Origin of the sequence: Stenotrophomonas sp. 22385 (assembly GCF_052045085.1) — a bacterium.
GTDB lineage: Bacteria > Pseudomonadota > Gammaproteobacteria > Xanthomonadales > Xanthomonadaceae > Stenotrophomonas.
On record NZ_JBQEOG010000001.1, the window covers coordinates 82,580 to 106,075 of the forward strand.

The window sequence follows — 23,496 nt, forward strand, 5'->3', positions numbered from 1 at the left end:
GGGGTTGCTCGATGGCCAACGAAGAACCCGCCTCACGGCGGGTTTTTTGTTGGCAGAATGGGGCACACCCCAAACGGGCGCACCGATGCTGTTCGAATGGCTGCTGGGTTCATGGCTGCTGCTGCTGGACTGGCTGATCCGGCTGGCCGCGCTGTTCTGGATTCCCAGCCGCACCACGCCAGGCGCCGCGCGCAGCTGGCTGCTGCTGGTCGGCTTCGTGCCGCTGCTGGGCCTGCCACTGTATTTGCTGTTCGGCCACCCCTGGCTGTCGCGCCAGCGCGTGCAGCGCCAGGCCGAGGCCTCGCAGGTGATCCGCGAAGAACAGGCGCTGCAGCCGCCACTGCGCTGGACCCCGGTGCCCGATACCGCCACCGCTGAAATGGTGCCGCTGATCGAGCGCCAGGGCGACTTCATGCCCGTGCACGGCAACGCGGTGGAACTGCTGACCGACTACGACGCCTCGCTGCAGGCGCTGATTGACGACATCGACCAGGCCCGCGACCGCGTGCACCTGCTGTACTACCTGATGTTCGACGACGCGGTGGGCGAAGCGGTGGTGCAGGCGCTGCAGCGCGCCGCCGCGCGCGGCGTGCACTGCCGCCTGTTGCTGGATGCGGTGGGCGCCAAACGTGGCCTGCGAAGTTATCGCCACCGCCTGCAGGCGCTGGGCGTGGACGTGCGCGCGATGCTGCCCGGCGGACTGCGCTGGCGCCGCAGTGGGCGCATGGACCTGCGCAACCACCGCAAGATCGCGGTGATCGACAACCGGGTGGGTTACATCGGCTCGCAGAACCTGGCCCAGCCCGAATTCGTGCCCGGCTACCCCAATCGCGAGCTGGTCGCGCGGGTGCGCGGCCCGGCGGTGGCGCACCTGGAAGCGGTGTTCGCCAGCGACTGGTACATGGAAACCGGCCAGCGCCTGGACGTGATGATGGTCGAACCGGTCTGCGCCGACGACGTGCCCACCCAGCTGCTGCCCAGCGGCCCGGCCTATCCCTTCAGCAATGCGCGCGATGCGGTGAACGCGCTGATCCACCTCGCACGCCGCCGCATCGTGCTGGTCACCCCGTACTTCGTGCCGGACGAGGCCACGCTCAGTGCGCTGCGCATCGCCGCGCTGTCGGGGGTGCAGGTGCAGCTGATCCTGTCGGCCAGCAACAACCAGCACCTCACCGCGTGGGCGCAGGAGGCGTACTACGACGAGCTGCTGCGCGCCGGCGTGCGCGTAGCGTTGTACGAACCGCATTTCCTGCATGCCAAGCACCTCACCGTGGACGAGGACATCGCGCTGGTCGGCTCGATCAACCTGGACATCCGCTCGTTCGCCCTCAACGCCGAGATCGGCATGCTCTGCTACGACCGGGGGCTGGTACGACAGCTGATCGGGATCGAAGACGACTACCTGCGGCAGTCGCGCCAGCTCGAGCTGAAGGCGTGGCGGCTGCGGCCCGCGTGGCGACGCAGCCGGGAAGGCATCGCGCGGCTGGCCGATGCGTTGATGTAGCACACGGGGCGTCGTGGTCGCATGTCCTACAATGCGGGCATGACCGACTCCGAACCCATGCTCCAGGCCGACCTGGCCATCATCGGCGGCGGTGCAGCCGGCGTGCTGGTCGCGCTCAACGCGCTGCGCAGCGCCACGGCGCCCGTGCAGGTGGTCCTGTTCGAGCCCGCGTCCACGCTGGCCCAGGGCATCGCCTACGCCACGCCGTGGCCGGAGCACCTGCTCAACGTGCCGGCCGGCAAGATGAGCGGCCTGCCCGAGCAGCCGGGCGATTTCGTCGATTACCTGCTGCAGGCCGACGCATTGCCGGGCCTCTCGCGCGATGCACTGGCCGAGACCTTCGTTCCGCGCCGCCATTACGCGGCGTACCTGCAGCATCGCCTTGCCGACGCCGAGGCACAGAGCCCGGCGCACCTGCAGGTGGTGCACGCTCCGATCGTTTCCCTGGTGCCGGGTACGCCGTTGCACACACTGCTGCTGGCCGACGGTGGGCAGTGGCAAGCGCCGCAGGTGGTACTGGCCTGCGGCAACAGCATGCGCCCGTTGCCCGCGCCCGGTGCCGAGGCCCTTCCGCCCGGCCGTGTGGTGGACGCATGGGATTACGACGGCGTGCGCCTGCTGGCCGGCGATGGCGACGTGGCCATCATCGGCTCGGGCCTGAGCATGGCCGACAGTGTGGTGGCGCTGGCCACCGCCGGCCATCGCGGCCGCATTCACGTGCTTTCACGCCACGCTCTGCTGCCGCTGCCACATGCGCACGGTGGTATCGCCAAGTTCGATCCGCAGCCGCTGCTGGCGATGCCACTGCGCGCCCGCATGCGCGCGCTGCGTGGCCATGTGCGTGATGCGGCTGCAAAGGGCATTCCGTGGCAGGGCGTGATGGACCGTATCCGCCCGCTGGGCCAGGCACTGTGGCAGGGGCTGGATGCGGCCGACCAGCGCCGCTTCCTGCGCCATGTGGTGCGCTACTGGGACGTGCACCGGCACCGCATCGCCGAAACCGTGCACGCGCAGTTGGCGGATCTGGAGCAGTCAGGCCAGCTGCAGCGCCATCGCTCGCGGCTGGATGCGCTGCTGGTGCTGGACGGGACCCTGCAGCTGCACGCGCGCGCGCCACAGGGCGGCATGCAGCCACTGAACGTAGGCGCGGTGATCAACGCCACCGGCGTGGAAACCCGAGCGCTGGCCATGCGCAACCCGCTGTTGCAGCAGCTGCTGGCCGATGGCCACGCGCGCCCCGGCCCGCATGGGCTGGGGCTGGACAATGAAAGTGCGGGCTTCCTGTTGGACGGCCAGGGCAGGCCGCAGCCGGGCGTGCAGGTGGTGGGCAGCCTGCGTATCGGCACGTTGTGGGAAAGCCTGGCTGTCCCGGAACTGCGCGTGCAGGCCCAGCAGGCGGCAACGGCCGCGTTGAGGCGTCACGACCAACGGTCGTGACCTACCGTGAACGGGTTGCGCGGGCCGCCCCTGTGTGGCGGTGGGCGGGGTAAAATGGGGGCATGGATGTCTCCCACCTGCTCGACGGGCTCAACCCCGCTCAGCGCGAAGCTGTGTCCGCCCCGCCTGGCCACCATCTGGTGCTTGCCGGTGCCGGTTCCGGCAAGACCCGCGTACTGATCCACCGCATCGCCTGGCTCAATGAAGTCTGCGGCGTGCCTACCCATGGCATTTTCGCGGTGACGTTCACCAACAAGGCTGCCGGAGAAATGCGCCACCGCATCGACGTGCAGCTGCCGCACGGCAGCCGAGGCGCGTGGATCGGCACCTTCCACGGCCTCGCGCATCGTCTGCTGCGCCTGCACTACCAGGAAGCCAAGCTGCCCGACAGCTTCCAGGTGCTGGATTCGGACGACCAGCTGCGGTTGGTCAAGCGCGTGGTGCAGCAGCTGGAGATCGACGACAGCAAGCATCCGCCCAAGCAGATCGCCTGGTGGATCAACGAGCAGAAGGACGAAGGCCGCCGCCCGCAGCACATCCAGCCCGAGCCCAACGATGCCTGGCTGGAAACGATGCGCCAGGCCTACGCGGCCTACCAGGAGCGCTGCGACCGCGCCGGCCTGGTCGACTTTGCCGAGCTGCTGCTGCGCGCGCACGAACTGCTGCGCGACAACCCGGCACTGCTGGCCCACTACCGCTCGCGTTTCCGCGAGATCCTGGTGGACGAGTTCCAGGACACCAACGCCATCCAGTACGCTTTCGTGCGCGTGCTGGCCGGCGACAGCGGCCACGTGTTCGTGGTCGGCGACGATGACCAGGCCATCTACGGCTGGCGTGGTGCCAAGGTCGAGAACGTACAGCGCTTCCTGAAGGATTTCCCCGGCGCGCAGACCGTGCGCCTGGAGCAGAACTACCGCTCCAGCGCAAACATCCTGGGCGCGGCCAATGCGGTGATCGCGCACAACCCGGACCGGATCGGCAAAGAGCTTTGGACCGACAGCGGCGATGGCGACCCGATCGACCTGTACGCGGCCTACAACGAAATGGACGAGGCGCGTTATGTGGTCGAGCGCGCACGCCAGTGGGTGCGCGACGGGGGAAGTTACGGCGACGCGGCCGTGCTCTACCGGAGCAATGCGCAGTCGCGTGCATTCGAAGAAGCGCTGCTCTCCGAGCAGGTGCCGTACCGCGTGTACGGCGGCATGCGCTTCTTCGAGCGCGCCGAAATCAAGGACGCGCTGGCCTACCTGCGGCTGATGACCAACCGCAACGATGACGCCGCCTTCGAGCGCGCGGTCAACACGCCCACCCGTGGCATCGGCGACCGCACCCTGGACGAAGTGCGCCGGCTGGCGCGCACCCAGGCGATCTCGCTGTGGGAAGCCACCATGCTCACCACCCAGGGCAACGAGCTGGCTGCCCGCGCGCGCAACGCGCTGGCCGGCTTCCTCACCCTGGTCAACCAGCTGCACGCCGAAGCCGGCGAGATGACCCTGGCCGAGCGCATCGACCATGTGCTGATCCGCTCGGGCCTGCGTGAGCACTGGTCCAAGGAAAGCCGCAACGCGCTGGATTCCGAATCGCGCGCCGACAACCTGGATGAACTGGTCTCGGTGGCCTCGCGCTTCACCCGCCGCGAGGACGACGTCGAGGAAGCCGGCGAGACCATGAGCGAGCTGGTGGCCTTCCTGTCCTACGCCTCGCTGGAGGCCGGCGAAGGCCAGGCCCAGGCGGGCGAAGAAGGCGTGCAGCTGATGACCCTGCATTCGGCCAAGGGCCTGGAATTCCCGCTGGTGTTCCTGGCCGGCATGGAAGACGGCCTGTTCCCGAGCGCGCGTTCGCTGGAAGAAAGCGGCCGGCTGGAAGAGGAGCGCCGACTGGCCTACGTGGGCATCACCCGCGCACGCCAGAAGCTGGTGCTCAGTTATGCCGAATCGCGCCGCATCCATGGCCAGGAAAACTACAACGTGCCCTCGCGCTTCCTGCGCGAGATTCCGCGCGAGCTGCTCAACGAAGTGCGCCCGAAGGTGCAGGTCTCGCGGGGTGCCTCGCTTGGTGCCAGCCGCCCGGCCGGCCATGCCGCGCTGGAAGCGCCGCCGCTCAAGCTGGGCGCCATGGTCACCCATGCCCGTTTCGGCGAAGGCATGGTCACCGACTACGAAGGCAGCGGCGCACACGCGCGCGTGCAGGTGGAGTTCGCCGAAGCCGGCAGCAAGTGGCTGGTGATGGCCTACGCCAACCTCACCGTGATCTGACCGGGCGTGTCACGGATGACCCGCCATGTGCTCTTCCTCTGCAGCCAGAACCGCCTGCGCAGCCCCACGGCCGAGCAGGTGTTCGCCGACTGGCCGGGCGTGGAAACCGCCTCGGCCGGCGTGCTGGCCGATGCGGATGTGCCGGTCAGCCCGGAGCTGCTGCAGTGGGCGGATGTCATCTTCGTGATGGAGCGGGCGCACCGTACGCGGTTGTCGAGCCAATATCGGCAGTGGTTGAACGGGAAGCGGGTGATCTGCCTGGATATCCCGGACGACTACGACTTCATGCAGTCGGAGCTGGTGGCACTGTTGAAGAAGAAGGTCACGCCACACCTGCCGTAAACCCGTTTCCGCATCCATTTCCAGGTATCCCCATGTCCACCCCCCCCGTCGCCATCAACGTCAAACTCAACGCCCGGCTGCAGCCCGAGCACCGCCTGCAGCTGTTCGAGGATCCGCTCGAGGCGATGCTTGAAGCGGCCGGCATCGGCGAAATCATGGGCGGCGGCACTGCGCTGACCGACCAAGGCGAAGTGGAATACGGCGACCTGGAAATCCAGCTGCACGACGCCGCCGCAGTGCCGACCGTCATCGAACTGCTCGAACAGCTCGGCGCGCCCAAGGGTTCACTGATCCAGCGCGAAGGCGAGCCCGATGTACCGTTCGGCATCACCGAAGGCCTGGGCCTGTACCTCAATGGCACCGACCTGCCCGACGAGGTCTACGAGCAGTGCGATTCGAACTACGTGTTCGACCAGATCGTCGAGCGCATCGACGGCCACGGCGAAGTCTGCAGCTGGTGGCAGGGCCCGAGCGAAACCGCGCTGTACCTGTACGGCACCTCGTTCGAGACCCTGCGCAAGCGCATCGCCGAGCTGGTGGCAACCTACCCGCTGTGCCAGGGCGCGCGCGTCATTCAGATCGCCTGAGCCCCGCGCCTGGCTGCGCGGGAAGCGGTCATCCCCGCTTCCGTGCGCCCGCTTCATTCCCGGACAAGCGCGACTCATCCCGGATTTCGCATGCTTCGTCACGTGCGCCTTGTGAACTCCCGGGCGGGCGCCCAGAGTCTGGCGCTGTCTGCTGGGAGCGCGCACATGAACAAGGGAATCCCGTACCTGATGGCTGCACTGGTCGCGCTGACACTGTCGGCGGGCTGGGCGGCGCCGGTACTGGCCCTGTTCGAACACGCGGCCGCCTGCCTGGACAGCGGCGGCAGCCTGGACCTGCTGCGGATGCGCTGCACGCCGCCCAGTGCCGCGCGTGATCTGCTGCTGCAGGGTTGGTGCTTCTGGGTGACCGCGGCGGCAATCGCGGCGGTCGCGCTCGTGCTGACCCGGACGCGTCCGTCGCGCCGGCGTTCGTCCCTGCCGCAGTGATCTTTGCAACCAGTCCGAACGGTGGGCGAGCGGAACACTGATAGTGTCCTTGCCCTTCTCCGGACAGGCCCGGGCCATGATCTCCAGCGCGCCGCAGCGGGCGTCGTCCCTGCCATCCCTTTCCGCGCCGCACGCAGGGGCTGCGCGGGGCGAGTCGCAACCGACGTTGACCCTGACCGCGGCGCGTAATGACGGGTTTTGCGGCCGGTGCACGCTGGATCTGGCCCGGTGCCCGACCACCCCGTGGCGTGGGGCGGGCAGCCAGCCGGCCGTGGTGGTCGCGCGGGGGGCCGAACGCTGGCGGGTCAAGGCCACCGCAGACGCTGACTGCGCGGCCATGGAAGTCGCGCTGGGCAAGCTCTTCCAGCTCACCGGGCTGGTCGCACCCGACACCGAACGGGTGGCCGGTGTCGAGGGCCTGCCGCCCGGTGGCCAGCATGTCGGCTCACGCTTCGAGGCGGACTTCCAGGATCTGGGCGACTTCCTCGTCAGTGACGCGGCCGTGGCGCTGGTCGCGGCGGTCTGCCCTTCATCGGGCCGTGCCTACGAGGCATTGCGGGAAGACCATGCGCAGGCCGTATCCGACAACGCCAACCTGTTAAAGAACGCCGGGGTTGAATGGTGGGCCCTGCGCGGGGACGAAGCCCGACGGCACGCCGCCAACGACCAGCGCCGGTTCAACGCGCTGGACGCGATGAACCGCCGGCTGCCCGTACCCCTCCGCTGCGAACAGCTGCGCCATTTCATCGCTTCGAGATGGCTGTGCAACTGGGACCAGCTCAACTACCGGATGGAGAACTTCGGCTACACCCTCCGGGACGGGGTCAGGGTGGGCATGTCGCTGGATTTCGGCTCCTGTGGGTCGCTCGGCTTCCGCGACCTCCAGACGGGCGCGATGCTGCCCAAATCGGCAAGCCAGGCGGTAGCCATCGCACAACGGCCGCCATCGTTGTTCCCGATTCCACTGGCATATATGACCAACGTCGGTCATTTCGATGCGATGTGCGGTGATCCCGGGCCCCTGCACGATCTCAACGCGTGGCCCTATGGCTTCCAGTCCGAGAGCATCGCCACCCTGTTCCGGCCACCGGTCGCGCTTGATCCTGCGGTGGCCGACACGCTTGCCGAAATGGGCTACCGGCTGAAGCTGCTCTGCGTGCCTGCGCTCACCGCCATCATCCAGCGCCACTGGCCGAGGTCGCCTGGCGAGGCGGGGCAGGCGTGGCCCACGGCAGCCGAGCTGGCCGCGCACCTGCTCAGCCGCCGCGATGCCCTGCTGGCGCGGTTCGATCGAGCGCAGATCGCCGACTGGGTGCAGGCCGACCCCGACCGCGCGGCGAGGGTCCGGCAGGCGCTCACCAACGCCGCGCAGACGATGCTCGGCGCCCCGGCCAACCGCCCGGATTGATCCGCCTCAAGGCACGGTCTCCACGCCGGGTGTGCAATGGTGTTCCCACTGCCTTCGCCAAGGAGCGTGCCATGTACAAGCGGATCCTGATTGCCACCGATGGCTCCGAGCTGTCCGAAAAGGGCCTGCTCAAGGGGCTGGAACTGGCCCGCGACCTCAATGCCGAGGTCGATATCGTCACCGTTTCCGAGCCTTGGGCGGTGGGCATGTACGACGCGATGGGCTGGAGCGTGGGCTACATGAACAGCCCCGAGTACAAGGCCGACCGCGAAGAGACCGCAGAGAAAGTGCTGGCACCGGCCAAGGCTGCCTGCGAGGCCCAGGGCGTGCCCGCCACCACCGTGCACGTTCTGGACCGTTATGCCGCCGACGGCATCATCGACACCGCCATGGAGCGCAACAGCGACCTGATCGTGATGACCTCGCACGGCCGCCGCGGCGTCACCCGCGTCCTGCTCGGCAGCCAGACCGCCGAAGTCCTGGCACGCAGTACCGTGCCGGTGCTGGTCATCCGCTGACCGTTACGGGCGCAGCTTCAAGGTCATCGACTCGTCCAGGCTGCCGTCCGGCTGCAGTACCACGTACCGGGCTCCGGTGCGGTCGAACAGCACCGGGATCGGGTCGCGAAACAGCGGGCGGCGCACGAAGCGCAGCGCCCAGCCGAAATGCTCCAGGGTGTCCACCGCCTGGCGCTGCTCGTCGGTCAGCCCCGCGCGCAGGGCGGCGGGGTCCATGGGCTTGCGTCGTTCAGGGGTCGTCATCGGGTACGGCGCAACCAGCTCACCAGCTGTAGAGCTTCCAGTAGACCGGCGAGGTGCCATCCTTGCTCCGGTCCACGCCGCCGTGCTGGCTGCCTTCGTACATGTAGTACGGCGCGCCGCGGGAAGGGGTGACCTTGACCATGCGCAGCTGGCCGCTGACCCGGTATTCCTCGATCACATCGCCGTTGTCCATCACCCGCTTGGCGATATCGGCGCCCCGCACATCGACCGGGGGCACGCCCGCACCGCCCGGGGTGCTGGCACAACCCGCCAACACGAGCACGCCAGCCAGCAGCAGAGTTTTCATGGGCATGGTTCCTGGGTCGGGGGAGTCGCGATTATGCCCGATGCCCCGTGATGCCGGTGCCGCGAACGGCCCCGGCGGGGCGCGTAGAATCGTCGCATGAGCCGATTAGTCCTGATTGACGGGTCCAGTTACCTGTATCGCGCGTTCCACGCGCTTCCGCCGCTGACCAACGCGGCCGGTGAACCCACCGGCGCGCTGTTCGGCGTGGTCAACATGTTGCGCGCCACCCTGAAGGAGCGCCCCGAGTACGTGGCCTTCGTGGTCGACGCACCCGGCAAGACCTTCCGTGACGACCTGTATGCCGACTACAAGGCCAACCGGCCGCCGATGCCCGAGGACCTGCGCCCGCAGATCGAGCCGATGTGCCAGATCGTCGAGGCGCTGGGCCTGACCATCCTGCGCATTCCCGGGGTGGAAGCCGACGATGTGATCGGCACGCTGGCGCTGCAGGGCCAGCGCGAGGGAATGACGGTCACCATCTCCACCGGTGACAAGGATTTCGCGCAGCTGGTCCGCCCGGGCATCGAACTGGTCAACACCATGAGCGGCAGCCGCATGGATTCGGACGCCACCGTGATGGACAAGTTCGGCGTGCGCGCCGACCAGATCGTCGACCTGCTGGCGCTGATGGGCGACGCGGTGGACAACGTGCCCGGCGTGGAGAAGTGCGGCCCCAAGACCGCCGCCAAGTGGCTGGCCGAGTACCAGACCCTGGACGGGGTGATGGCCGCCGCGCCCGGCATGAAGGGCAAGATCGGCGAAAACCTGCGCGCGGCGCTGGAGCGCCTGCCGTTGAACCGCGAACTGGTCACCATCCGCACCGACGTGCCGCTGGATGCCACCCCGCAGACGCTGGCCCTGCGCGACCCGGACGTGCCCGCGCTGGGCGAGCTGTACCTGCGCTATGGCTTCACCCAGGCGCTGAAGGAGCTGGGCGGCCCGGTGCCGGCCCCCACAGCCGCCAGCGACGCGCCGGTGAGCCTGCGCGGCACCGCCGCCGGTTACGCCCGGGGCGCCTCCAGCGAGCCGGCACCCGTGCCGGATGCGGCCCTGTCCGCGCCGGGCGAGTACGAAACGGTGCTGACCACCGAACAGCTGCACGCCTGGGTGGCCCGCGCCGAGGCGGCCGAGCTGATCGCCTTCGATACCGAAACCGACGCGCTCGATGCCATGCGCGCCAACCTGGTGGGCATCAGCCTGGCGGTGGAGCCGGGCCGTGCTGCCTACATCCCGGTCGGCCATGACTACCCGGGCGCCCCGGCGCAGCTGCCGCGCCAGCAGGTGCTGGATGCGCTGCGCCCGGTGCTGGAGAACCCGGACAAGAAGAAGCTGGGCCAGCACGGCAAGTACGACCTGCACGTGCTGCGCCGCCACGGCGTGGACGTTCAGGGCTACCACGACGACACCATGCTCGAAAGCTTCGTGCTCAATTCCACCGCCACCCGCCACGACATGGATTCGCTGGCCATGCGCTACCTGGGTTACAGCACCCTCAAGTTCGAGGACGTGGCCGGCAAGGGCGCCAAGCAGATTCCCTTCTCGCAGGTGGGGCTGGAGGAAGCCAGCCGTTACGCCGCCGAAGATGCCGACATCACCCTGCGCCTGCACCACGTACTGCAGCCGCAGCTGGTGGCATCGGCCGCGCTGGACAACGTGTACCGCAGCATCGAAATGCCGCTGGTGCCGGTGCTGGCCCGGATCGAGGCCAACGGCGTGTACATCGACAGCGCCGAACTGCGCCGGCAGAGCCAGGACCTGGGTACGCGCATGCTGGCCGCCCAGCAGAAGGCCACCGAACTGGCCGGGCGCACCTTCAGCCTGGACTCGCCCAAGCAGCTGCAGGCGGTCCTGTTCGACGAACTGAAGCTGCCCGCGCTGGTGAAGACCCCCAAGGGTCAGCCGAGCACGAACGAAGAGGCCCTGGAGGCGATTGCCGAGCAGCACGAGCTGCCGCGGGTGATCCTGGAATACCGCGGCCTGGCCAAGCTGCGCAGCACTTACACCGACAAGCTGCCGGAGATGGTCAACCCCGATACGGGCCGGGTCCACACCAGCTACCACCAGTCCGGCGCGGCCACCGGCCGGCTCTCCTCGTCGGACCCGAACCTGCAGAACATCCCGATCCGCACCGAGGACGGCCGCCGCATCCGCCGCGCCTTCGTGGCCCCGCCGGGGCACAAGCTGCTGGCCTGCGATTACTCGCAGATCGAACTGCGCATCATGGCCCACCTGTCCGAGGACCCGGGCCTGGTACGCGCCTTCGAACAGGGCGTAGATGTCCACCGTGCGACCGCGGCCGAGGTGTTCAGCCGCGCACTGGATGAGGTCACCCCGAACGAGCGCCGCGCCGCCAAGGCCATCAACTTCGGCCTGATGTACGGCATGAGCGCCTTCGGCCTGGCCCGCAACCTGGGCATCGACCGCGGCCAGGCGCAGGATTACGTGGCCCTGTACTTCAGCCGTTACCCGGGCGTGCGTGATTTCATGGAACGCATGCGCCAACAGGCCCGCGACCACGGGTACGTGGAAACGCTCGAGGGGCGGCGGCTTTACCTGAACGACATTCACGCGCGCAACCAGGGCCTGCGTGCCGGCGCCGAGCGCGCGGCGATCAATGCACCGATGCAGGGCACCGCCGCGGACATCATCAAACGCGCCATGGTGAAGGTGGACGACTGGCTGCAAGGCCAGGGCGGCCGCGCCCGCATGATTCTGCAGGTGCACGATGAACTGGTATTCGAAACCGAAAGCGAGTTTCTGGAAACCTTGCGCACGCAGGTGGTCGAGCTGATGTCGTCTTCAGCTCAATTGCGCGTGCCGCTGGTGGTGGATGCCGGGGTCGGGGATAACTGGGATGAGGCACATTGAGACGTGAATCACGTTGAATAAGCTGAATTGGTTCATTGCGGGCCGATTAACTGACTCCTTGATGAATGTTTTGGGTTTCACCCCAGTATTAATTGGCGCCCTTCACGAACTATCAATGTTCGAGGTGCTTTTATAGACCTCGACAGGCGCAACGCCTGTTGTGGATCTCTCCCATCCCCTGGAGCAGATCTCGGAACGGGGGCTCCTCCCCAAGCACCCGTTCCCCGGCCCCGCTGACCTCCCCCTGGTCGGCGGGGCTTTTTATTTTCCGGCGTCCGGCCAACGGCCCGCGCTACCCGTATGCTTCAGGCCATCTTTTCCTCTGCGGGGTTCGCATGACCGATCTGTTCGACCTGGCCATGCCGTGGTGGGAGTTCATCCTGCGCGCGGTGGTGGTGTACGTGGTGGTGCTCGGCATGGTCCGGCTGTCGGGCAAGCGCGCGCTGGGACAGATCACCCCGTTCGATGTGCTGCTGATCGTGCTGCTCGGTAATGCGGTGCAGAACGCGCTGCTGGGCAAGGACACCTCGCTGGGCGGCGGCCTGCTGCTGGCGGCCACGCTGATCGGCATCAACTACGGCGTGGGTTGGCTGAGCACCCGCAGCAGGAAGGTGGAAGCACTGGTGGAAGGCGAACCGGTGCTGATCGCACGCGATGGCGAAGTGCTGGCCTCGGTGCTCAAGCGTGAGCTGGTCACCCGTGCCGACCTGGAAGCGGCCATGCGCCAGCAGGGCTGCACCCATATCAGCCAGGTGTCGATGGCGCTGCTGGAAATCAATGGCCACATCACCATCGTGCCCAGGCAGCCCAAGGAAGACGGTAACGGTTGAGCGGAACGTGAAAGTGCATCGCCGCACGCACTGCTGAAATCGGCCGCATCAGGGGCCGCTGCTGGAGTGGCCCATGCAACGGAGATGCCTGTCATGCCCCTCGAACCCGCTTCCTCGCCCCGTCCCTGGGTTGCGATCTACTCACCCCGGTCGGGTTTTGCCCGCGTCCGCAGCGATCCTGCGCCGGCAGAGGATCTGCCACCCACCTATGACGAGGTGATGAGCCAGGACATGGCTCAACGGCGGCTGCCGGCATCGCACGCCATTCCATTGGAGGTCGCCAACGAACCGCCCGCATGGCGATCGCATTCCGCCGCAGCACCCGCGCACCCCGCAACCCAGGCGCGCGAGCTGCAGAAGCTGCTGGACCGCCGCGCCCGCACCCAGCGCAAGCTGGATGTCGCCCGCGAGAATCTTGAAACGCTGCGGTTGGATCACGCCCTGCGGCCTGGCTCCTTCCGCAATTTCTGCGGCGGCGGACTATTCGACGACAGCCCATGCGTGGCGGAAGCGGTGGCCCAGCGCGAGGTCGAACATTACGAAGCGAAGAAGCAGACCCTTCTGCAGGAGCACATGGCAATGCTCAGCCGGTAGAGCTACGCCGCGCCCCGTGCCAGCAGGGCGAACTCGGGCGACCGCGTCGCCAGGCGCCCGGCACCACCGCGAGCAACGGGAATGATCCTGGTGCGTGACTGCTTATGGCAGCCAACCTGCTCAGCGCGCGGCCAACCACTCTCTAGGCACCAGGTAATCGCCCAGCCGCGCCTCGGCGCTGCCGGGCTCCGGCTGGAACCCATACTCCCAGCGCACGCGCGGGGGCAGGCTCATCAGGATGCTCTCGCTGCGCCCGCCGCTCTGCAGTCCGAACAGCGTGCCGCGGTCGTACACCAGGTTGAACTCCACGTACCGGCCCCGCCGGTACAGCTGGAACTCGCGCTCGCGTTCGCCGTACGGGGTGTGCTTGCGGCGTTCCACGATCGGCAGGTAGGCCTGCAGGAAGCCATCGCCCACCGCGCGCAGGTAATCGAAATCGCGTTCGAAGTCGCCGTGCAGGTCGTCGAAGAACAATCCGCCCACGCCGCGCGTTTCATTGCGGTGGCGCAGGAAGAAATACTCGTCGCACCAGCGCTTGTGCGCCGCATAGCGCTCTTCGCCGAACGGCGCGCACAGGTCGTGGGCAGCCTGGTGCCACTGCTGCACGTCCTCGTCAAACGGGTAGAACGGGGTCAGGTCGAAGCCGCCGCCGAACCAGGAAGCCACCTGCTGGCCATCACGCTCGGCGCTGAAGTAGCGCACGTTGGCGTGGGTGGTGGGCAGGTACGGATTGAGCGGGTGGAACACCAGCGACACGCCGGTGGCGCGCCACGAGGCGCCGGCCAGCTCCGGCCGGTTGGCCGAGGCCGACGGCGGCAGACGCGTGCCGGAGACGTCGGAGAAGCCGATACCGGCCTGCTCGAACACCGCGCCATCGCGCAGGATGCGGGTACGGCCACCGCCGCCTTCGGCGCGTTGCCAGAGGTCTTCGCTGAAACGGGCCTGGCCGTCGGCGGTTTCAACCGCGCCGCAGATGCGGTCCTGCAGGTCGGTCAGGTAGCTGCGTACGCGCTCGAATTCGTTCATGGCCGTACTTTACCGCAGGGCAGCCGGGCAGGGCCTGCACAGCGAGGCAGGACCTCGCGCTACGGGACTTTTCTGCCGAACAGGGCCCTTACGTCCGGGCGCAGCACGCGTGCCACCAGCCAGGCGTGCAGTGCGGCGAACGCCAGCGCGGTGAGCACGGTCAGGCCGGTGTAGATCACGCGCTGCGTCTGCAGGTCGCGGCGCAGCTGGCCGGCATCCGCGTCTGCGTGCGGCGGCAGGTGCACGATCAGCTGGCGGAATACCTCGTCGATCACCCACGCACCGACGAAGTTCAGCAGCGCGGTGACCACCAGCAGCGCGATGAAGGTCCACAGCGCCCAACGGTTGCGCCGCAGCAGGCCCCAGCACGCCGCAGCGCCCACCAGCGACAGGACCAGCATGCCCACGTTCACCGCCACCGCATTCCGGCCGAACCAGCGCAGCGATGACGGCATCCAGGACAGGTCGGTGCCGTCCAGCAGGTCCTTCAACCAGGCCGACTGCGTGAGGAGTGCGGAAACCACCGCACCACCGGCCCAGCACACGGCCGACACGATGCACACCACCAGCACCGACTTGGCCAGCGGGGCAAGGAAAGCAGGCGTGCCATCGCCCTTAGGGCGCGGGTTGGCAACAGGCAGCAGCGGGGGCGTGGTGGTAGACATCCGGTGTCCTGGCAGTGAGCGGTGGGGTCAGCCCGGCACGATCACGCGCGCGGCCGCCGGCAGGATATGGTCTTCGCTCAACGGTGCCAAGCGGCGTCCGTGCGGTGGCTGCAACGGCACCCAGGCCAGTTCGGCGATCTCCGCCCGCGCCTGTGGGGTGCCCAGCACCCGTACCCACCACGCATCGGCGTGCACCCGGCAGCCGGACTCGTGCACCGCCCAGTCGCTGTAGGTGCCCAGTGGCACCGCCGTGGCGGGCGCCAGCTGCACGCCCAGCTCCTCGTCCAGCTCGCGCGCCAGCGCAGCCAGCGGTGCTTCGCCCGGCTCGGGCTTGCCGCCCGGCTGGATGAACACCGCCGAGCCATGCTTGCGCACCACCAGCACGCGCTGGGCGGCATCGGTGATGACCGCGGCGACGATCCGTATCGTCGCCGCGTCGTGGCTCACTTCAGGTTCTCTTCGAACAGCTTCAGGATGCGCTTGTACTGGTCCAGCCAGGAATCGGCACGCACGTAGCCATGGCGTTCCAGCGGGTAGGGCGCGATGCTCCAGTTGTCCTTGTGCAGCTCGATCAGCTTCTGGGTGAGGTTGACCGAGTCCTGGAAGAACACGTTGTCGTCCATCATCCCGTGCGCGATCAGCAGGTGGTCCTGCAGGCCCTCGGCATACTCGATCGGCGAGGAGACGCGGTACGCCTCCGGGTCGATGTCAGGGGTGTTGAGGATGTTGGCGGTGTAGCCGTGGTTGTACTGGTGCCAATCCACCACCGGGCGCAGCGCGGCGCCGGCCTTGAACGTGCCCGGCGAACGGAACAGCGCCATGAAGGTCATGAAGCCGCCGTAGGAGCCGCCGTAGATGCCGGCATGGTCGCGGTCACCCTGCTGGGTGGCCACCAGCCACTCCAGGCCGTCCTTGTAGTCTTCCAGTTCCGGGTGGCCCATGTTGCGGTAGATCGCCGTGCGCCAGTCGCGGCCGTAGCCCTCGCTGCCGCGGTAATCCATGTCCAGCACCACGTAGCCCTGCTGCACCAGCAGGTTGTGGAACATCTGCTCGCGGAAGTAGGCGGGGTAGCGCTGGTGCACGTTCTGCAGGTAACCGGCGCCGTGCACGAACATCGCGATCGGGTACTTCTTGCCCGGCTCCAGGTTTTCCGGGCCGTAGTACTTGGCCCAGACCACGCCCGCGCCATGCCTGGACGGCACCTGCACCAGCTTGGGCTGGATCCACTCGCGCGCCTTGAAGGCCGCGCTGCGGGTATCGGTCAGCACCTTGGCCTGGCCACCGGCGGCAGGCACCACCGCCAGCTGCGCCGGCAGGTAGGCGCCGGAGTAGCGCACCAGCAGCTGCTGGCCGTCCGGGGACAGCGAGAAGTCTTCCACGCCGTTGAGCGAGGTCAGCTCACGCACCTGCCGCGAGGCGGTATCCACCGCACACACTTCGTAATCGCCCGGCGCCTGCTGGTTGCACAGCACGTAGAAGCCACGGCCGTCGGCGCTGGGCACCGGCATCGAGGTTTCCCACTTGCCGCCGGTCAACGCCTGCGGCTTGGCCGTGCCCTGCTGGGTGTACAGGTGCGAGTAGCCCGATTCCTCGGACAGCAGCCACAGCGTGCGGTTGTCGTTGGACCAGCCGAAGTCGTTGAAGCTCCAGTTGATCCAGGCCGCGTCGGTGAGGCGGTGGCGGGTCTGCAGCCTGGCGTCGGCCGGGCTGACGCTCGCGATCCAGCGGTCCTTGTTGTCGTTGGCGCGCAGCAGGATCGCGGCCTGCTGGCCGTCATTGCTCCAGCGGATGCCCGGCGCGCCGGGGCCGCCCAGCACCTGTACCGGGCGGCTGCCCTTCAGCGCGTCCTTGCCGGCGGCCTTGCGCAGCGCGGCCAGCGGGTCGGTGCCGATGCCCGGCAGGCTGTCCAGCGACAGCGGCTTGACCGTGCCAGTGACGGCGTCGACCAGCCACAGCGCGTTCGGTTCCGGGTCGTTGCGGCCGACGCGGGTACGGGTGTCCTCGAACTCCTCGTAGCCCGATTCGGTCACGTACTTGGGCATCTTGCCGCCACGGCCTTCATCGAAGCCCTTCGGCTTGGTCACCACGACCAGGCTGCGGGTGTCGGGCGACAGCGCGCTGTCGACGATCTCCACATCGGCGCCCAGATACACCGGACCGGGGGCGCGGGTACTGTCAGCGCGGCGCCAGCTGGCTTCCTGCTCCTTCAGTGCCTCCCGCTGGGCGCGGTCGTTGCGCAGCGTAGCCAGGGTGCGCAGCTGCTGGTCGCGCAGGACGTCCGCCTTGGGCGCGTCATCGGGGTTCTTCTCCGCCTTCAGGCTGGCCACCTGCTGCACCCCGCCGGCGGCGGTCCAGTGGAACCAGTTCTGGCCGGTGCGCCAGATCACCCCGCCGTCGCGGGCGAAGTTGACCGCGCTGGCCTTCTCGGTGCTGCGGGTGAGCTGGGTCAGCGCGCCGCTGCGCAGGTCACGCAGGAATACGTCGCCATTGCGCACGAACACGCTGCGCTGGCGGGTGCTGTCGTAGACCGGGCTGTCAACGTCGAGGCTGCCGCGCTGGTCATCGGCGACCTGGCTGGCGGCGCCGCCGCTGATCGGCTGGCGGAAGGTGTCGCGGACCGGGCTGCCGGTGCGCTTGAGCTGGTACTCCACCTGCTGGCTGTTCCACGACCACCAGGCGCTCTCGACCGGCGGACCGATCCAGTCCGGGTCGGCCATGGCCTGTTCAATGGTGATCGGCGTCGGTGCCGCGTGGGCCGTGCCGCCGAGGGCGGCGAGCAGCAGCAGGGACAAGGGCAGCGTTCTGGGCATTGCGGGCAGCACCGTGAAGGAAAACCCGACAAGCGTAGCAGCCGCAACGGCTCCGGGAGGGGGCCACAGGTCATGGACCGTGGCCCATGACCTGTGAATGGCACTCCATCCTGTACTGGGCGCCACCTGCGACCAAGTGAAGCAGCGCGTCACCGGGTCGCATGTGCCTTTCACAGATACAGGCCCAGACTGGTGCGGATTCCAGAAATCCTGCGGAGGCGTCGCTTGGACGCGTTGTTGTTGTCTCGGATCCAGTTCGGGTTCGTCATCAGTTTCCATGTGCTGTTCCCGGCCTTCACCATCGGCACCGCCAGCTGGCTGGCGTTCGTGGAAGGCCAATGGCTGCGTACCCGCAAGCCGATCTGGCGCGAGCTCTATTTCTTCTGGCAGAAGATCTTCGCCGTATCGTTCGGCATGGGCGTGGTCAGCGGCATCGTCATGGCCTTCCAGTTCGGCACCAACTGGCCGCGCCTGAGCCAGGTAGCCGGCAGCGTGATCGGGCCGTTGCTGACCTATGAAGTGCTCACCGCGTTCTTCCTGGAGGCCAGCTTCCTGGGCGTGATGATGTTCGGCTGGGGCAAGGTCTCCCCGCGCCTGCATTTCTTCTCCACCTGCATGGTGGCGCTGGGCACCCTGGTGTCCACCTTCTGGATCCTGTCCTCCAACAGCTGGCTGCAGACCCCGGCCGGGCACGCCATCATCGACGGCATCGTGGTGCCGCAGGACTGGTGGCAGGTGGTGTTCAACCCCTCCTTCCCCTATCGGCTGGCGCACATGGCGCTGGGTTCGTTCATCACGACCTGTTTCGTCATCGGCGGGGTCGGCGCCTGGTACCTGCGCAGGGGCACCCACGTGGAGGCCGGGCGCACCATGCTGCTGGCGGCGGTGGCGTTTGCCGCACTCACCGTGCCGGTGCAGATCTTCGTGGGCGACATGCATGGCCTGAACACGCTCAAGCACCAGCCGATGAAGATCGCCGCGGTGGAAGCGCACTGGCATGCCGAAGGCGAGGGTGAAGGGGTGCCGCTGGTGGTGTTCGCCGTGCCCAACGAAAAGGCCGAGCGCAACGATTTCGAGATCGCCATTCCGCGCCTGGGCAGCCTGATCCTGACCCATTCGCTGGACGGTACGTTCGACCCGCTCACCTCGGTGCCGGCCAGCGATCGCCCGCCGGTGGTGCCCGTGTTCTTCGCGTTCCGCATCATGGTCGGGCTGGGCACGCTGATGCTGCTGCTGGCCTGGGCCTCGGCGTTCCAGTGGTGGCGCGGCCGCCTGCTGGAATCGCGCTGGCTGGTGCGTGGCTGGAACTGGATGCTGCCCAGTGGCTTCATCGCGCTGCTGTCGGGCTGGTTCGTCACCGAAATGGGCCGCCAGCCGTGGGTGGTGTACGGCGTGCTGCGTACCGCCGATGCGGTGGGCCCGCAGAGCGCCTGGATGACCGCGCTGTCGCTGGGCGTGTACATCGTGGGCTATGCGTTCGTGTTCGGCTGGGGCGTCTGGTACCTGGTCAAGATCATCCGTACCGGGCCCAAGCCACACGACCAGCAACCGCCGATCGAAGACGGCAGCCACACCCCGGCGCGGCCGCTGTCCGGTGCCGACGAACCGCTGGAGGAGCGCTGACATGGAGATGACGACCTGGCTGCCGGTGGCATGGTTCGCGGTAATCGGCTTCGGCGTGCTGATGTACGTGGTGCTGGATGGCTTCGTGCTGGGCATCGGCATCCTCGCGCCGATGGCCGAGGATGAGGAACAGCTCGATGTGATGATGAATACCGCCGCCCCGATCTGGGACGGCAACGAAACCTGGCTGGTGCTGGGCGGGGCAGGGCTGATGGCCGCCTTCCCCAAGGCGTATGCCGCGCTGTTGTCGGCGCTGTACCTGCCGGTGCTGCTGCTGGTGGTGGCGCTGGTGTTCCGCGGGGTGGCGTTCGAGTTCCGCTTCAAGGCGCACCGCTCACGGCGGCTGTGGAGCGTGGCCTTCGGGCTGGGCTCGCTGCTGGCCGCGTTCGCCCAGGGGGTGATCCTGGGTGCGCTGGTGCAGGGCCTGCAGGTGGTGGACGGGCAGTACGTGGGCGGGCCGTTCGGCTGGTTCAGCCCGTTCTCGATGCTGACCGGAGCGGCGGTGGTGTTCGGCTATGCGCTGCTTGGCAGTACCTGGCTGATCCTGAAGACCGAAGGGCGCGAACAGACCTTTGCCCGCACCCTGACCCGGCCGCTGGTGGTGGCGGTGATCGTGTTCATGGGGTTGGTCAGCGCGTGGCTGCCGTTCCTGGATTCACGGCTGATGGCGCGCTGGTTCAGCGATGGCAACTTCTGGTGGCTGTCGCCGGTGCCGCTGCTCACCCTGGGCGTTGCAGTGGCGCTGTGGCGCAGCGCAATGCACCCGCGCCGCGACCTGCCGCCGTTCCTGCTCACGCTGGCGCTGTTCGTGCTCGGCTTCATCGGGCTGGTGCTGGGCATGTGGCCATACCTGCTGCCGCCCAGCATGACCTTGTGGCAGGCGGCGGCGCCGGCCTCGTCGATGGGCTTCAGCTTCGTCGGGCTGGTGGTGCTGCTGCCGGTGATCCTGGGCTACACCGCCTGGTCGTACCGCGTGTTCCGCGGCAAGGTCCGCGCAGACGCCGGATACCACTGACGGATCGGGTGACGACCGTTGGTCGTCACGCCCTTCAGCCGTGCAGGCCTTCGATCTCGACCAGCAGCTCCGCCCGGCACACCTCGGCATGCAATACCACGAACGCCGGTGAACCCGGCAGCTGCGCCATCCGCGCCGCAATGGCCGGCATGTCCCCGGCACGGCGCACATACACCTTCAACAGGGAGCCGGCGCCCAACGTGGCTGGCAACCCCGGCCGTTGCAGGCGCGCGGCATCCACAAGGCTCTGCAGGTTGGTCAGGGTCTCCTCCAGCTGTTCCATCACCGAACCGGTGTGCTGCGACACATGCCCCACGATGGCGGCGGTGCCCGATTGCAGCAGCGGCAGCCCGGTGGCCAGTGGCGGCAACAGGGCGCGCGAGAAGCTGGGCGACTGCGGCCCGTACTGGCGCGGGTACCGGAAGGCGCTGACCTGGCGTGGGTTCTCCAGCGGCAGGCCAGCCTCGCGGGCCGCCAGCCAGTACACCTGGAGCCGGCGCACCCCATCGAAACGGCCGATACAGGTGGCCGCCGGGAGGGCGGCTTCGTCCAGCTCGCGCAGGCCGCGCACCCGGCCCACGCAGAAGCGCCGGTAGCGCTCCTGGTCGCCATCGCCTTCGGTCACTGCATCCAGATAGTTCCAGGTGCGCAGCAGATGCGGGAAACCGCAGCTGGTCAGGAAACCACTCATGCGTGCGTACGCGTCTGCCGCCGCGGATTCGATATCGTCCTCGACCTCGTCAATCTCGATCGCACCGAACAGCAAGGTGTCGTTGGCCGACCAGCGCACGCCATCGCGCACACCGTGCTGGACGGGGCCGACGCCCTGCCAGATTTCGACCTGCGCCGGACCCTGTTCGGCCAACGGCACCCGCAGCCAGCGTGGGTCGTCGCTGGGCGCGGCACCGGCCGAAAACCCGAACACGGCCAGGGTGCGCGGGTCGGCCAGGGCGGCATCGCGTTCAGCAGCGGGGGCATAGAACGCACGGAACAGCGCGGAGTCTGCCGAAGGAGAAAGGACCTGCGCATCCGCTACGCTGTGGATCGTGCTACTCATTTCAGATTGTGAAAGCTGCCAGTGCCGAGGGTGTCATGATAGCGTGCGCTCCTTTCGCGGCGTGCCCGAACGCGCCGGACGATGTCGAAGACAGGCGTGGGCCGGCTGGAATGGGGGAGCCGATCCGCGTTGCCACCACGGCTCGTGCTGTCCAGGTGCCCATAAACATGTTGGCGTGAATGATCGAGTTCTCTGTTGTGGATTGGTCGGCCTGGGCACCGGGACTGACCACGAAATCGGATTGGCAGGCGTGGGCCCATGCCCCGACGTTGCCTGAAGGCGCCGACACGCCCGCGTTGCCGGAAGTGCCGGCCATGCAGCGCCGCCGCATCGAGCGCCTGGGCCGCATGGCCATCCAGGCCGCCTGCTGGTGCGAACAGCCTGACGATGCCGGCCAGGTGCCGCTGGTGTTCGCGTCCCGGCATGGCGACGTGGCCCGTTCGATGGAACTGCTCGACACCCTGCGCCAGGACGCCCCGATGTCGCCCACCGGCTTTGGCCTGTCGGTGCACAACGCGGTGGCCGCGCTGTATTCCATCGCCCGCGGCCAGCGCGGCAACTATCTGGCCCTGGCCGGCGGCCGTGGCACGGTGGAGGCCGCCTGCGTGGAGGCCTTCGGGCTGCTCGCTGATGGCGCCCCGGAAGTGCGCGTGATCGTCTACGAATCGCAGTTGCCGGCCGTATACGCCGGCTTCGCCGACGAGCCTGACCCGTTCTTCGCCTGGTGCTGGCGGCTGGCCCGCGCCGACGTGCCGGGCACCCGGCTCTCGCTGGGCTGGGGTCGGGGCGGACAGGACAGCCCGCCCGGCGCGCTGCCGCACAGTCTGGACGCGCTGCGCTTCCTGCTGTCGGCCGAGCCGGCGCTGCAGTTCCAGGCCGATGGTCAGCAGTGGTCCTGGCAACGCCATGGCTGAGCGCTGGCCCGCCCGCCTTGACCACGCCTGGCGCGTGGTCGGTACCGGCATCAGTTTCGCCGCCTTCGGAATCGGCGGGCTGCTGCTGGGCGGGCTGTTGTTTCCGCTGCTGTTCCTGGTCCGCCATACCGCCCGGCGGCGCAGGCTGGCGCGGCGGCTGGTCCAATTCAGTTTCGCCAGCCACGTGGCCCTGATGCGGCGGCTGGGACTCATGACCTATGAAATCCGGGGGGCCGAACGCCTGCAGCGCAACGGCCTGCTGATTCTGGCCAACCATCCCACGCTGATCGACGTGGTGCTGTTGATCGCCCAGCTGCCCAACGCCGACTGTGTGGTCAAGCAGGCAGTCGCATGCAACCCATTCATGCGCGGCCCGGTTCGCGCGGCCGGCTATGTGGCCAACAGCGACGGGGCGGGCCTGATCGACGACTGCATTGCGGCGGTGCGCGCCGGGGGCAACCTGGTGATCTTCCCCGAGGGCACCCGCACCGTCCCGGGACAGCCTCTGCGGCTGCAGCGGGGGGCCGCCAACATTGCCGTCCGGGGTCGGCTGGACATAACGCCGGTCAGAATCACCTGCACCCCGCCTACCCTGAGCAAGGGCCAGAAATGGTATCGTGTGCCATCACGGCGTTTTCACGTTCAGCTGGAAGTCGGGGAAGATCTCCCGATCACCCCCTTCCTGATGGGGGCCGACGACACGCCCAGGGGGGATGCCTTGGCGGCCAGGCGCGTGACCGATCATCTTGCCCACTACTTTGACTTCGCTGGAGAACCAAGCCGTGCAGGCACTTGAGCACGAGATCAAGGAATTGATCATTTCATCGCTTTCACTGGAAGACATCACTCCGGACGATATCGACGCCGCCGCACCCCTGTTCGTGGAGGGGTTGGGTCTGGATTCGATCGACGCGCTTGAACTTGGTTTGGCCCTGCAGAAAAAGTACGGTGTCAGCCTGTCCGCCGACTCGGAAGAGACCCGTCGCCATTTTTCCAGCGTGCGTGCACTTGGCGAGTTTGTCGCCGCACGCCAGCAGTCTTAACGG

Annotated in this window: 23 protein-coding genes; 16 read left to right on the top strand and 7 right to left on the bottom strand. The window is 67.9% G+C overall.

Going from position 1 to position 23,496, the window contains the following annotated elements; genetic code table 11:
* Positions 1-85: 85 nt before the first annotated feature.
* The 8 genes from cls to ACTJI4_RS00310 all read left to right on the top strand — a co-directional run bounded on the left by cls (position 86) and on the right by ACTJI4_RS00310 (position 8,498).
* Positions 86-1,504, top strand: a complete 1,419-nt coding sequence (cls, locus tag ACTJI4_RS00275) for a cardiolipin synthase (protein ID WP_392922211.1) — start codon at positions 86-88, stop codon at positions 1,502-1,504.
* A 21-nt stretch (positions 1,505-1,525) separates the two neighbouring features.
* The gene (locus ACTJI4_RS00280; protein ID WP_440868193.1) at positions 1,526-2,941 is read left to right on the top strand and encodes an FAD/NAD(P)-binding protein; all 1,416 of its coding nucleotides are present in this window, start codon (positions 1,526-1,528) and stop codon (positions 2,939-2,941) included.
* 62 nt (positions 2,942-3,003) lie between these two features.
* Positions 3,004-5,196, top strand: coding sequence for a DNA helicase II (uvrD, locus tag ACTJI4_RS00285; protein ID WP_392922217.1), 2,193 nt, complete (start codon positions 3,004-3,006; stop codon positions 5,194-5,196).
* A gap of 15 nt (positions 5,197-5,211) precedes the next feature.
* The gene (locus ACTJI4_RS00290) at positions 5,212-5,538 is read left to right on the top strand and encodes a low molecular weight protein tyrosine phosphatase family protein (RefSeq protein ID WP_440868194.1); all 327 of its coding nucleotides are present in this window, start codon (positions 5,212-5,214) and stop codon (positions 5,536-5,538) included.
* 32 nt (positions 5,539-5,570) lie between these two features.
* Positions 5,571-6,125, top strand: coding sequence for a hypothetical protein (locus tag ACTJI4_RS00295; RefSeq protein ID WP_440868195.1), 555 nt, complete (start codon positions 5,571-5,573; stop codon positions 6,123-6,125).
* Between the two features lie 165 nt (positions 6,126-6,290).
* On the top strand, positions 6,291-6,572 hold the full coding sequence (locus ACTJI4_RS00300) for a hypothetical protein (protein ID WP_440868196.1): 282 nt from the start codon (positions 6,291-6,293) through the stop codon (positions 6,570-6,572).
* Positions 6,573-6,738: 166 nt separating this feature from the next.
* A complete protein-coding gene (locus ACTJI4_RS00305) occupies positions 6,739-7,980 on the top strand; it encodes a hypothetical protein (protein WP_440868197.1) in 1,242 nt (413 codons plus the stop codon).
* A gap of 71 nt (positions 7,981-8,051) precedes the next feature.
* Positions 8,052-8,498 (top strand): universal stress protein, encoded by a 447-nt coding sequence (locus ACTJI4_RS00310; RefSeq protein WP_392922232.1) that lies wholly within the window; start codon positions 8,052-8,054, stop codon positions 8,496-8,498.
* Positions 8,499-8,501: 3 nt separating this feature from the next.
* Here ACTJI4_RS00310 and ACTJI4_RS00315 read toward each other — a convergent pair whose 3' ends face one another.
* Together ACTJI4_RS00315 and ACTJI4_RS00320 are read right to left on the bottom strand one after the other, a co-directional pair.
* Positions 8,502-8,714: a hypothetical protein gene (locus tag ACTJI4_RS00315; RefSeq protein ID WP_392922235.1), complete on the bottom strand. Its 213-nt coding sequence runs from the start codon at positions 8,712-8,714 to the stop codon at positions 8,502-8,504.
* Positions 8,715-8,760: 46 nt separating this feature from the next.
* Positions 8,761-9,048 carry a DUF2782 domain-containing protein gene (locus ACTJI4_RS00320; RefSeq protein WP_392922238.1) on the bottom strand — a complete coding sequence of 96 codons (288 nt, stop codon included), beginning with the start codon at positions 9,046-9,048 and terminating at the stop codon, positions 8,761-8,763.
* A 96-nt stretch (positions 9,049-9,144) separates the two neighbouring features.
* Here ACTJI4_RS00320 and polA point away from each other — a divergent pair, with 96 nt between their 5' ends.
* The 3 genes from polA (at position 9,145) to ACTJI4_RS00335 (ending at position 13,340) form a co-directional block, all read left to right on the top strand.
* A complete protein-coding gene (gene polA, locus ACTJI4_RS00325; RefSeq protein WP_440868198.1) occupies positions 9,145-11,916 on the top strand; it encodes a DNA polymerase I in 2,772 nt (923 codons plus the stop codon).
* A 335-nt stretch (positions 11,917-12,251) separates the two neighbouring features.
* Complete coding sequence (locus tag ACTJI4_RS00330) at positions 12,252-12,746, top strand: DUF421 domain-containing protein (RefSeq protein WP_392922243.1); 495 nt, start codon at positions 12,252-12,254, stop codon at positions 12,744-12,746.
* 93 nt (positions 12,747-12,839) lie between these two features.
* On the top strand, positions 12,840-13,340 hold the full coding sequence (locus ACTJI4_RS00335; protein ID WP_440868199.1) for a hypothetical protein: 501 nt from the start codon (positions 12,840-12,842) through the stop codon (positions 13,338-13,340).
* A 120-nt stretch (positions 13,341-13,460) separates the two neighbouring features.
* Here ACTJI4_RS00335 and hemF read toward each other — a convergent pair whose 3' ends face one another.
* From hemF to ACTJI4_RS00355, 4 genes are read right to left on the bottom strand one after another with little or no spacing between them, the layout of a single operon-like run.
* Positions 13,461-14,366: an oxygen-dependent coproporphyrinogen oxidase gene (gene hemF, locus ACTJI4_RS00340; protein ID WP_392922249.1), complete on the bottom strand. Its 906-nt coding sequence runs from the start codon at positions 14,364-14,366 to the stop codon at positions 13,461-13,463.
* A 59-nt stretch (positions 14,367-14,425) separates the two neighbouring features.
* Positions 14,426-15,031 carry a hypothetical protein gene (locus ACTJI4_RS00345; RefSeq protein WP_440868200.1) on the bottom strand — a complete coding sequence of 202 codons (606 nt, stop codon included), beginning with the start codon at positions 15,029-15,031 and terminating at the stop codon, positions 14,426-14,428.
* Between the two features lie 27 nt (positions 15,032-15,058).
* Positions 15,059-15,478 carry an NUDIX hydrolase gene (locus ACTJI4_RS00350; RefSeq protein ID WP_392922255.1) on the bottom strand — a complete coding sequence of 140 codons (420 nt, stop codon included), beginning with the start codon at positions 15,476-15,478 and terminating at the stop codon, positions 15,059-15,061.
* The gene (locus tag ACTJI4_RS00355; protein WP_440868201.1) at positions 15,475-17,841 is read right to left on the bottom strand and encodes a S9 family peptidase; all 2,367 of its coding nucleotides are present in this window, start codon (positions 17,839-17,841) and stop codon (positions 15,475-15,477) included. Before ACTJI4_RS00355 ends, ACTJI4_RS00350 begins: the two co-directional genes overlap by 4 nt.
* Positions 17,842-18,066: 225 nt before the next feature.
* Here ACTJI4_RS00355 and ACTJI4_RS00360 point away from each other — a divergent pair, with 225 nt between their 5' ends.
* Positions 18,067-19,464, top strand: coding sequence for a cytochrome ubiquinol oxidase subunit I (locus ACTJI4_RS00360; protein ID WP_440868202.1), 1,398 nt, complete (start codon positions 18,067-18,069; stop codon positions 19,462-19,464).
* A gap of 1 nt (position 19,465) precedes the next feature.
* The gene (gene cydB, locus ACTJI4_RS00365) at positions 19,466-20,479 is read left to right on the top strand and encodes a cytochrome d ubiquinol oxidase subunit II (RefSeq protein ID WP_440868203.1); all 1,014 of its coding nucleotides are present in this window, start codon (positions 19,466-19,468) and stop codon (positions 20,477-20,479) included.
* Between the two features lie 34 nt (positions 20,480-20,513).
* Here cydB and ACTJI4_RS00370 read toward each other — a convergent pair whose 3' ends face one another.
* Entirely contained in the window at positions 20,514-21,536 is a 1,023-nt protein-coding gene (locus tag ACTJI4_RS00370; RefSeq protein ID WP_440868204.1) for a pteridine-dependent deoxygenase, read from the bottom strand.
* A 179-nt stretch (positions 21,537-21,715) separates the two neighbouring features.
* Between ACTJI4_RS00370 and ACTJI4_RS00375 the strand changes: the two genes are divergently transcribed.
* The 3 genes from ACTJI4_RS00375 to ACTJI4_RS00385 are packed head-to-tail and all read left to right on the top strand — an operon-like array spanning position 21,716 to position 23,493.
* Positions 21,716-22,450 carry a beta-ketoacyl synthase chain length factor gene (locus tag ACTJI4_RS00375; RefSeq protein WP_392922269.1) on the top strand — a complete coding sequence of 245 codons (735 nt, stop codon included), beginning with the start codon at positions 21,716-21,718 and terminating at the stop codon, positions 22,448-22,450.
* Entirely contained in the window at positions 22,443-23,246 is an 804-nt protein-coding gene (locus tag ACTJI4_RS00380) for a lysophospholipid acyltransferase family protein (RefSeq protein WP_392922272.1), read from the top strand. Before ACTJI4_RS00375 ends, ACTJI4_RS00380 begins: the two co-directional genes overlap by 8 nt.
* Positions 23,233-23,493 carry a phosphopantetheine-binding protein gene (locus ACTJI4_RS00385; RefSeq protein WP_068854459.1) on the top strand — a complete coding sequence of 87 codons (261 nt, stop codon included), beginning with the start codon at positions 23,233-23,235 and terminating at the stop codon, positions 23,491-23,493. Before ACTJI4_RS00380 ends, ACTJI4_RS00385 begins: the two co-directional genes overlap by 14 nt.
* The last annotated feature ends 3 nt before the right edge of the window (positions 23,494-23,496 follow it).

What these genes read in the sequence shown, in the direction of transcription:
- cls (WP_392922211.1), top strand. Translation starts at nt 86, where the DNA reads ATGCTGTTCGAATGGCTGCTGGGTTCATGGCTGCTGCTGCTGGACTGG.
- ACTJI4_RS00280 (WP_440868193.1), top strand. Translation starts at nt 1,526, where the DNA reads ATGTCCTACAATGCGGGCATGACCGACTCCGAACCCATGCTCCAGGCC.
- uvrD (WP_392922217.1), top strand. Translation starts at nt 3,004, where the DNA reads ATGGATGTCTCCCACCTGCTCGACGGGCTCAACCCCGCTCAGCGCGAA.
- ACTJI4_RS00290 (WP_440868194.1), top strand. Translation starts at nt 5,212, where the DNA reads ATGACCCGCCATGTGCTCTTCCTCTGCAGCCAGAACCGCCTGCGCAGC.
- ACTJI4_RS00295 (WP_440868195.1), top strand. Translation starts at nt 5,571, where the DNA reads ATGTCCACCCCCCCCGTCGCCATCAACGTCAAACTCAACGCCCGGCTG.
- ACTJI4_RS00300 (WP_440868196.1), top strand. Translation starts at nt 6,291, where the DNA reads ATGAACAAGGGAATCCCGTACCTGATGGCTGCACTGGTCGCGCTGACA.
- ACTJI4_RS00310 (WP_392922232.1), top strand. Translation starts at nt 8,052, where the DNA reads ATGTACAAGCGGATCCTGATTGCCACCGATGGCTCCGAGCTGTCCGAA.
- ACTJI4_RS00315 (WP_392922235.1), bottom strand. Translation starts at nt 8,714, where the DNA reads ATGGACCCCGCCGCCCTGCGCGCGGGGCTGACCGACGAGCAGCGCCAG.
- ACTJI4_RS00320 (WP_392922238.1), bottom strand. Translation starts at nt 9,048, where the DNA reads ATGAAAACTCTGCTGCTGGCTGGCGTGCTCGTGTTGGCGGGTTGTGCC.
- polA (WP_440868198.1), top strand. Translation starts at nt 9,145, where the DNA reads ATGAGCCGATTAGTCCTGATTGACGGGTCCAGTTACCTGTATCGCGCG.
- ACTJI4_RS00330 (WP_392922243.1), top strand. Translation starts at nt 12,252, where the DNA reads ATGACCGATCTGTTCGACCTGGCCATGCCGTGGTGGGAGTTCATCCTG.
- ACTJI4_RS00335 (WP_440868199.1), top strand. Translation starts at nt 12,840, where the DNA reads ATGCCCCTCGAACCCGCTTCCTCGCCCCGTCCCTGGGTTGCGATCTAC.
- hemF (WP_392922249.1), bottom strand. Translation starts at nt 14,366, where the DNA reads ATGAACGAATTCGAGCGCGTACGCAGCTACCTGACCGACCTGCAGGAC.
- ACTJI4_RS00345 (WP_440868200.1), bottom strand. Translation starts at nt 15,031, where the DNA reads ATGTCTACCACCACGCCCCCGCTGCTGCCTGTTGCCAACCCGCGCCCT.
- ACTJI4_RS00355 (WP_440868201.1), bottom strand. Translation starts at nt 17,841, where the DNA reads ATGCCCAGAACGCTGCCCTTGTCCCTGCTGCTGCTCGCCGCCCTCGGC.
- cydB (WP_440868203.1), top strand. Translation starts at nt 19,466, where the DNA reads ATGGAGATGACGACCTGGCTGCCGGTGGCATGGTTCGCGGTAATCGGC.
- ACTJI4_RS00370 (WP_440868204.1), bottom strand. Translation starts at nt 21,536, where the DNA reads ATGAGTAGCACGATCCACAGCGTAGCGGATGCGCAGGTCCTTTCTCCT.
- ACTJI4_RS00375 (WP_392922269.1), top strand. Translation starts at nt 21,716, where the DNA reads ATGATCGAGTTCTCTGTTGTGGATTGGTCGGCCTGGGCACCGGGACTG.
- ACTJI4_RS00380 (WP_392922272.1), top strand. Translation starts at nt 22,443, where the DNA reads ATGGCTGAGCGCTGGCCCGCCCGCCTTGACCACGCCTGGCGCGTGGTC.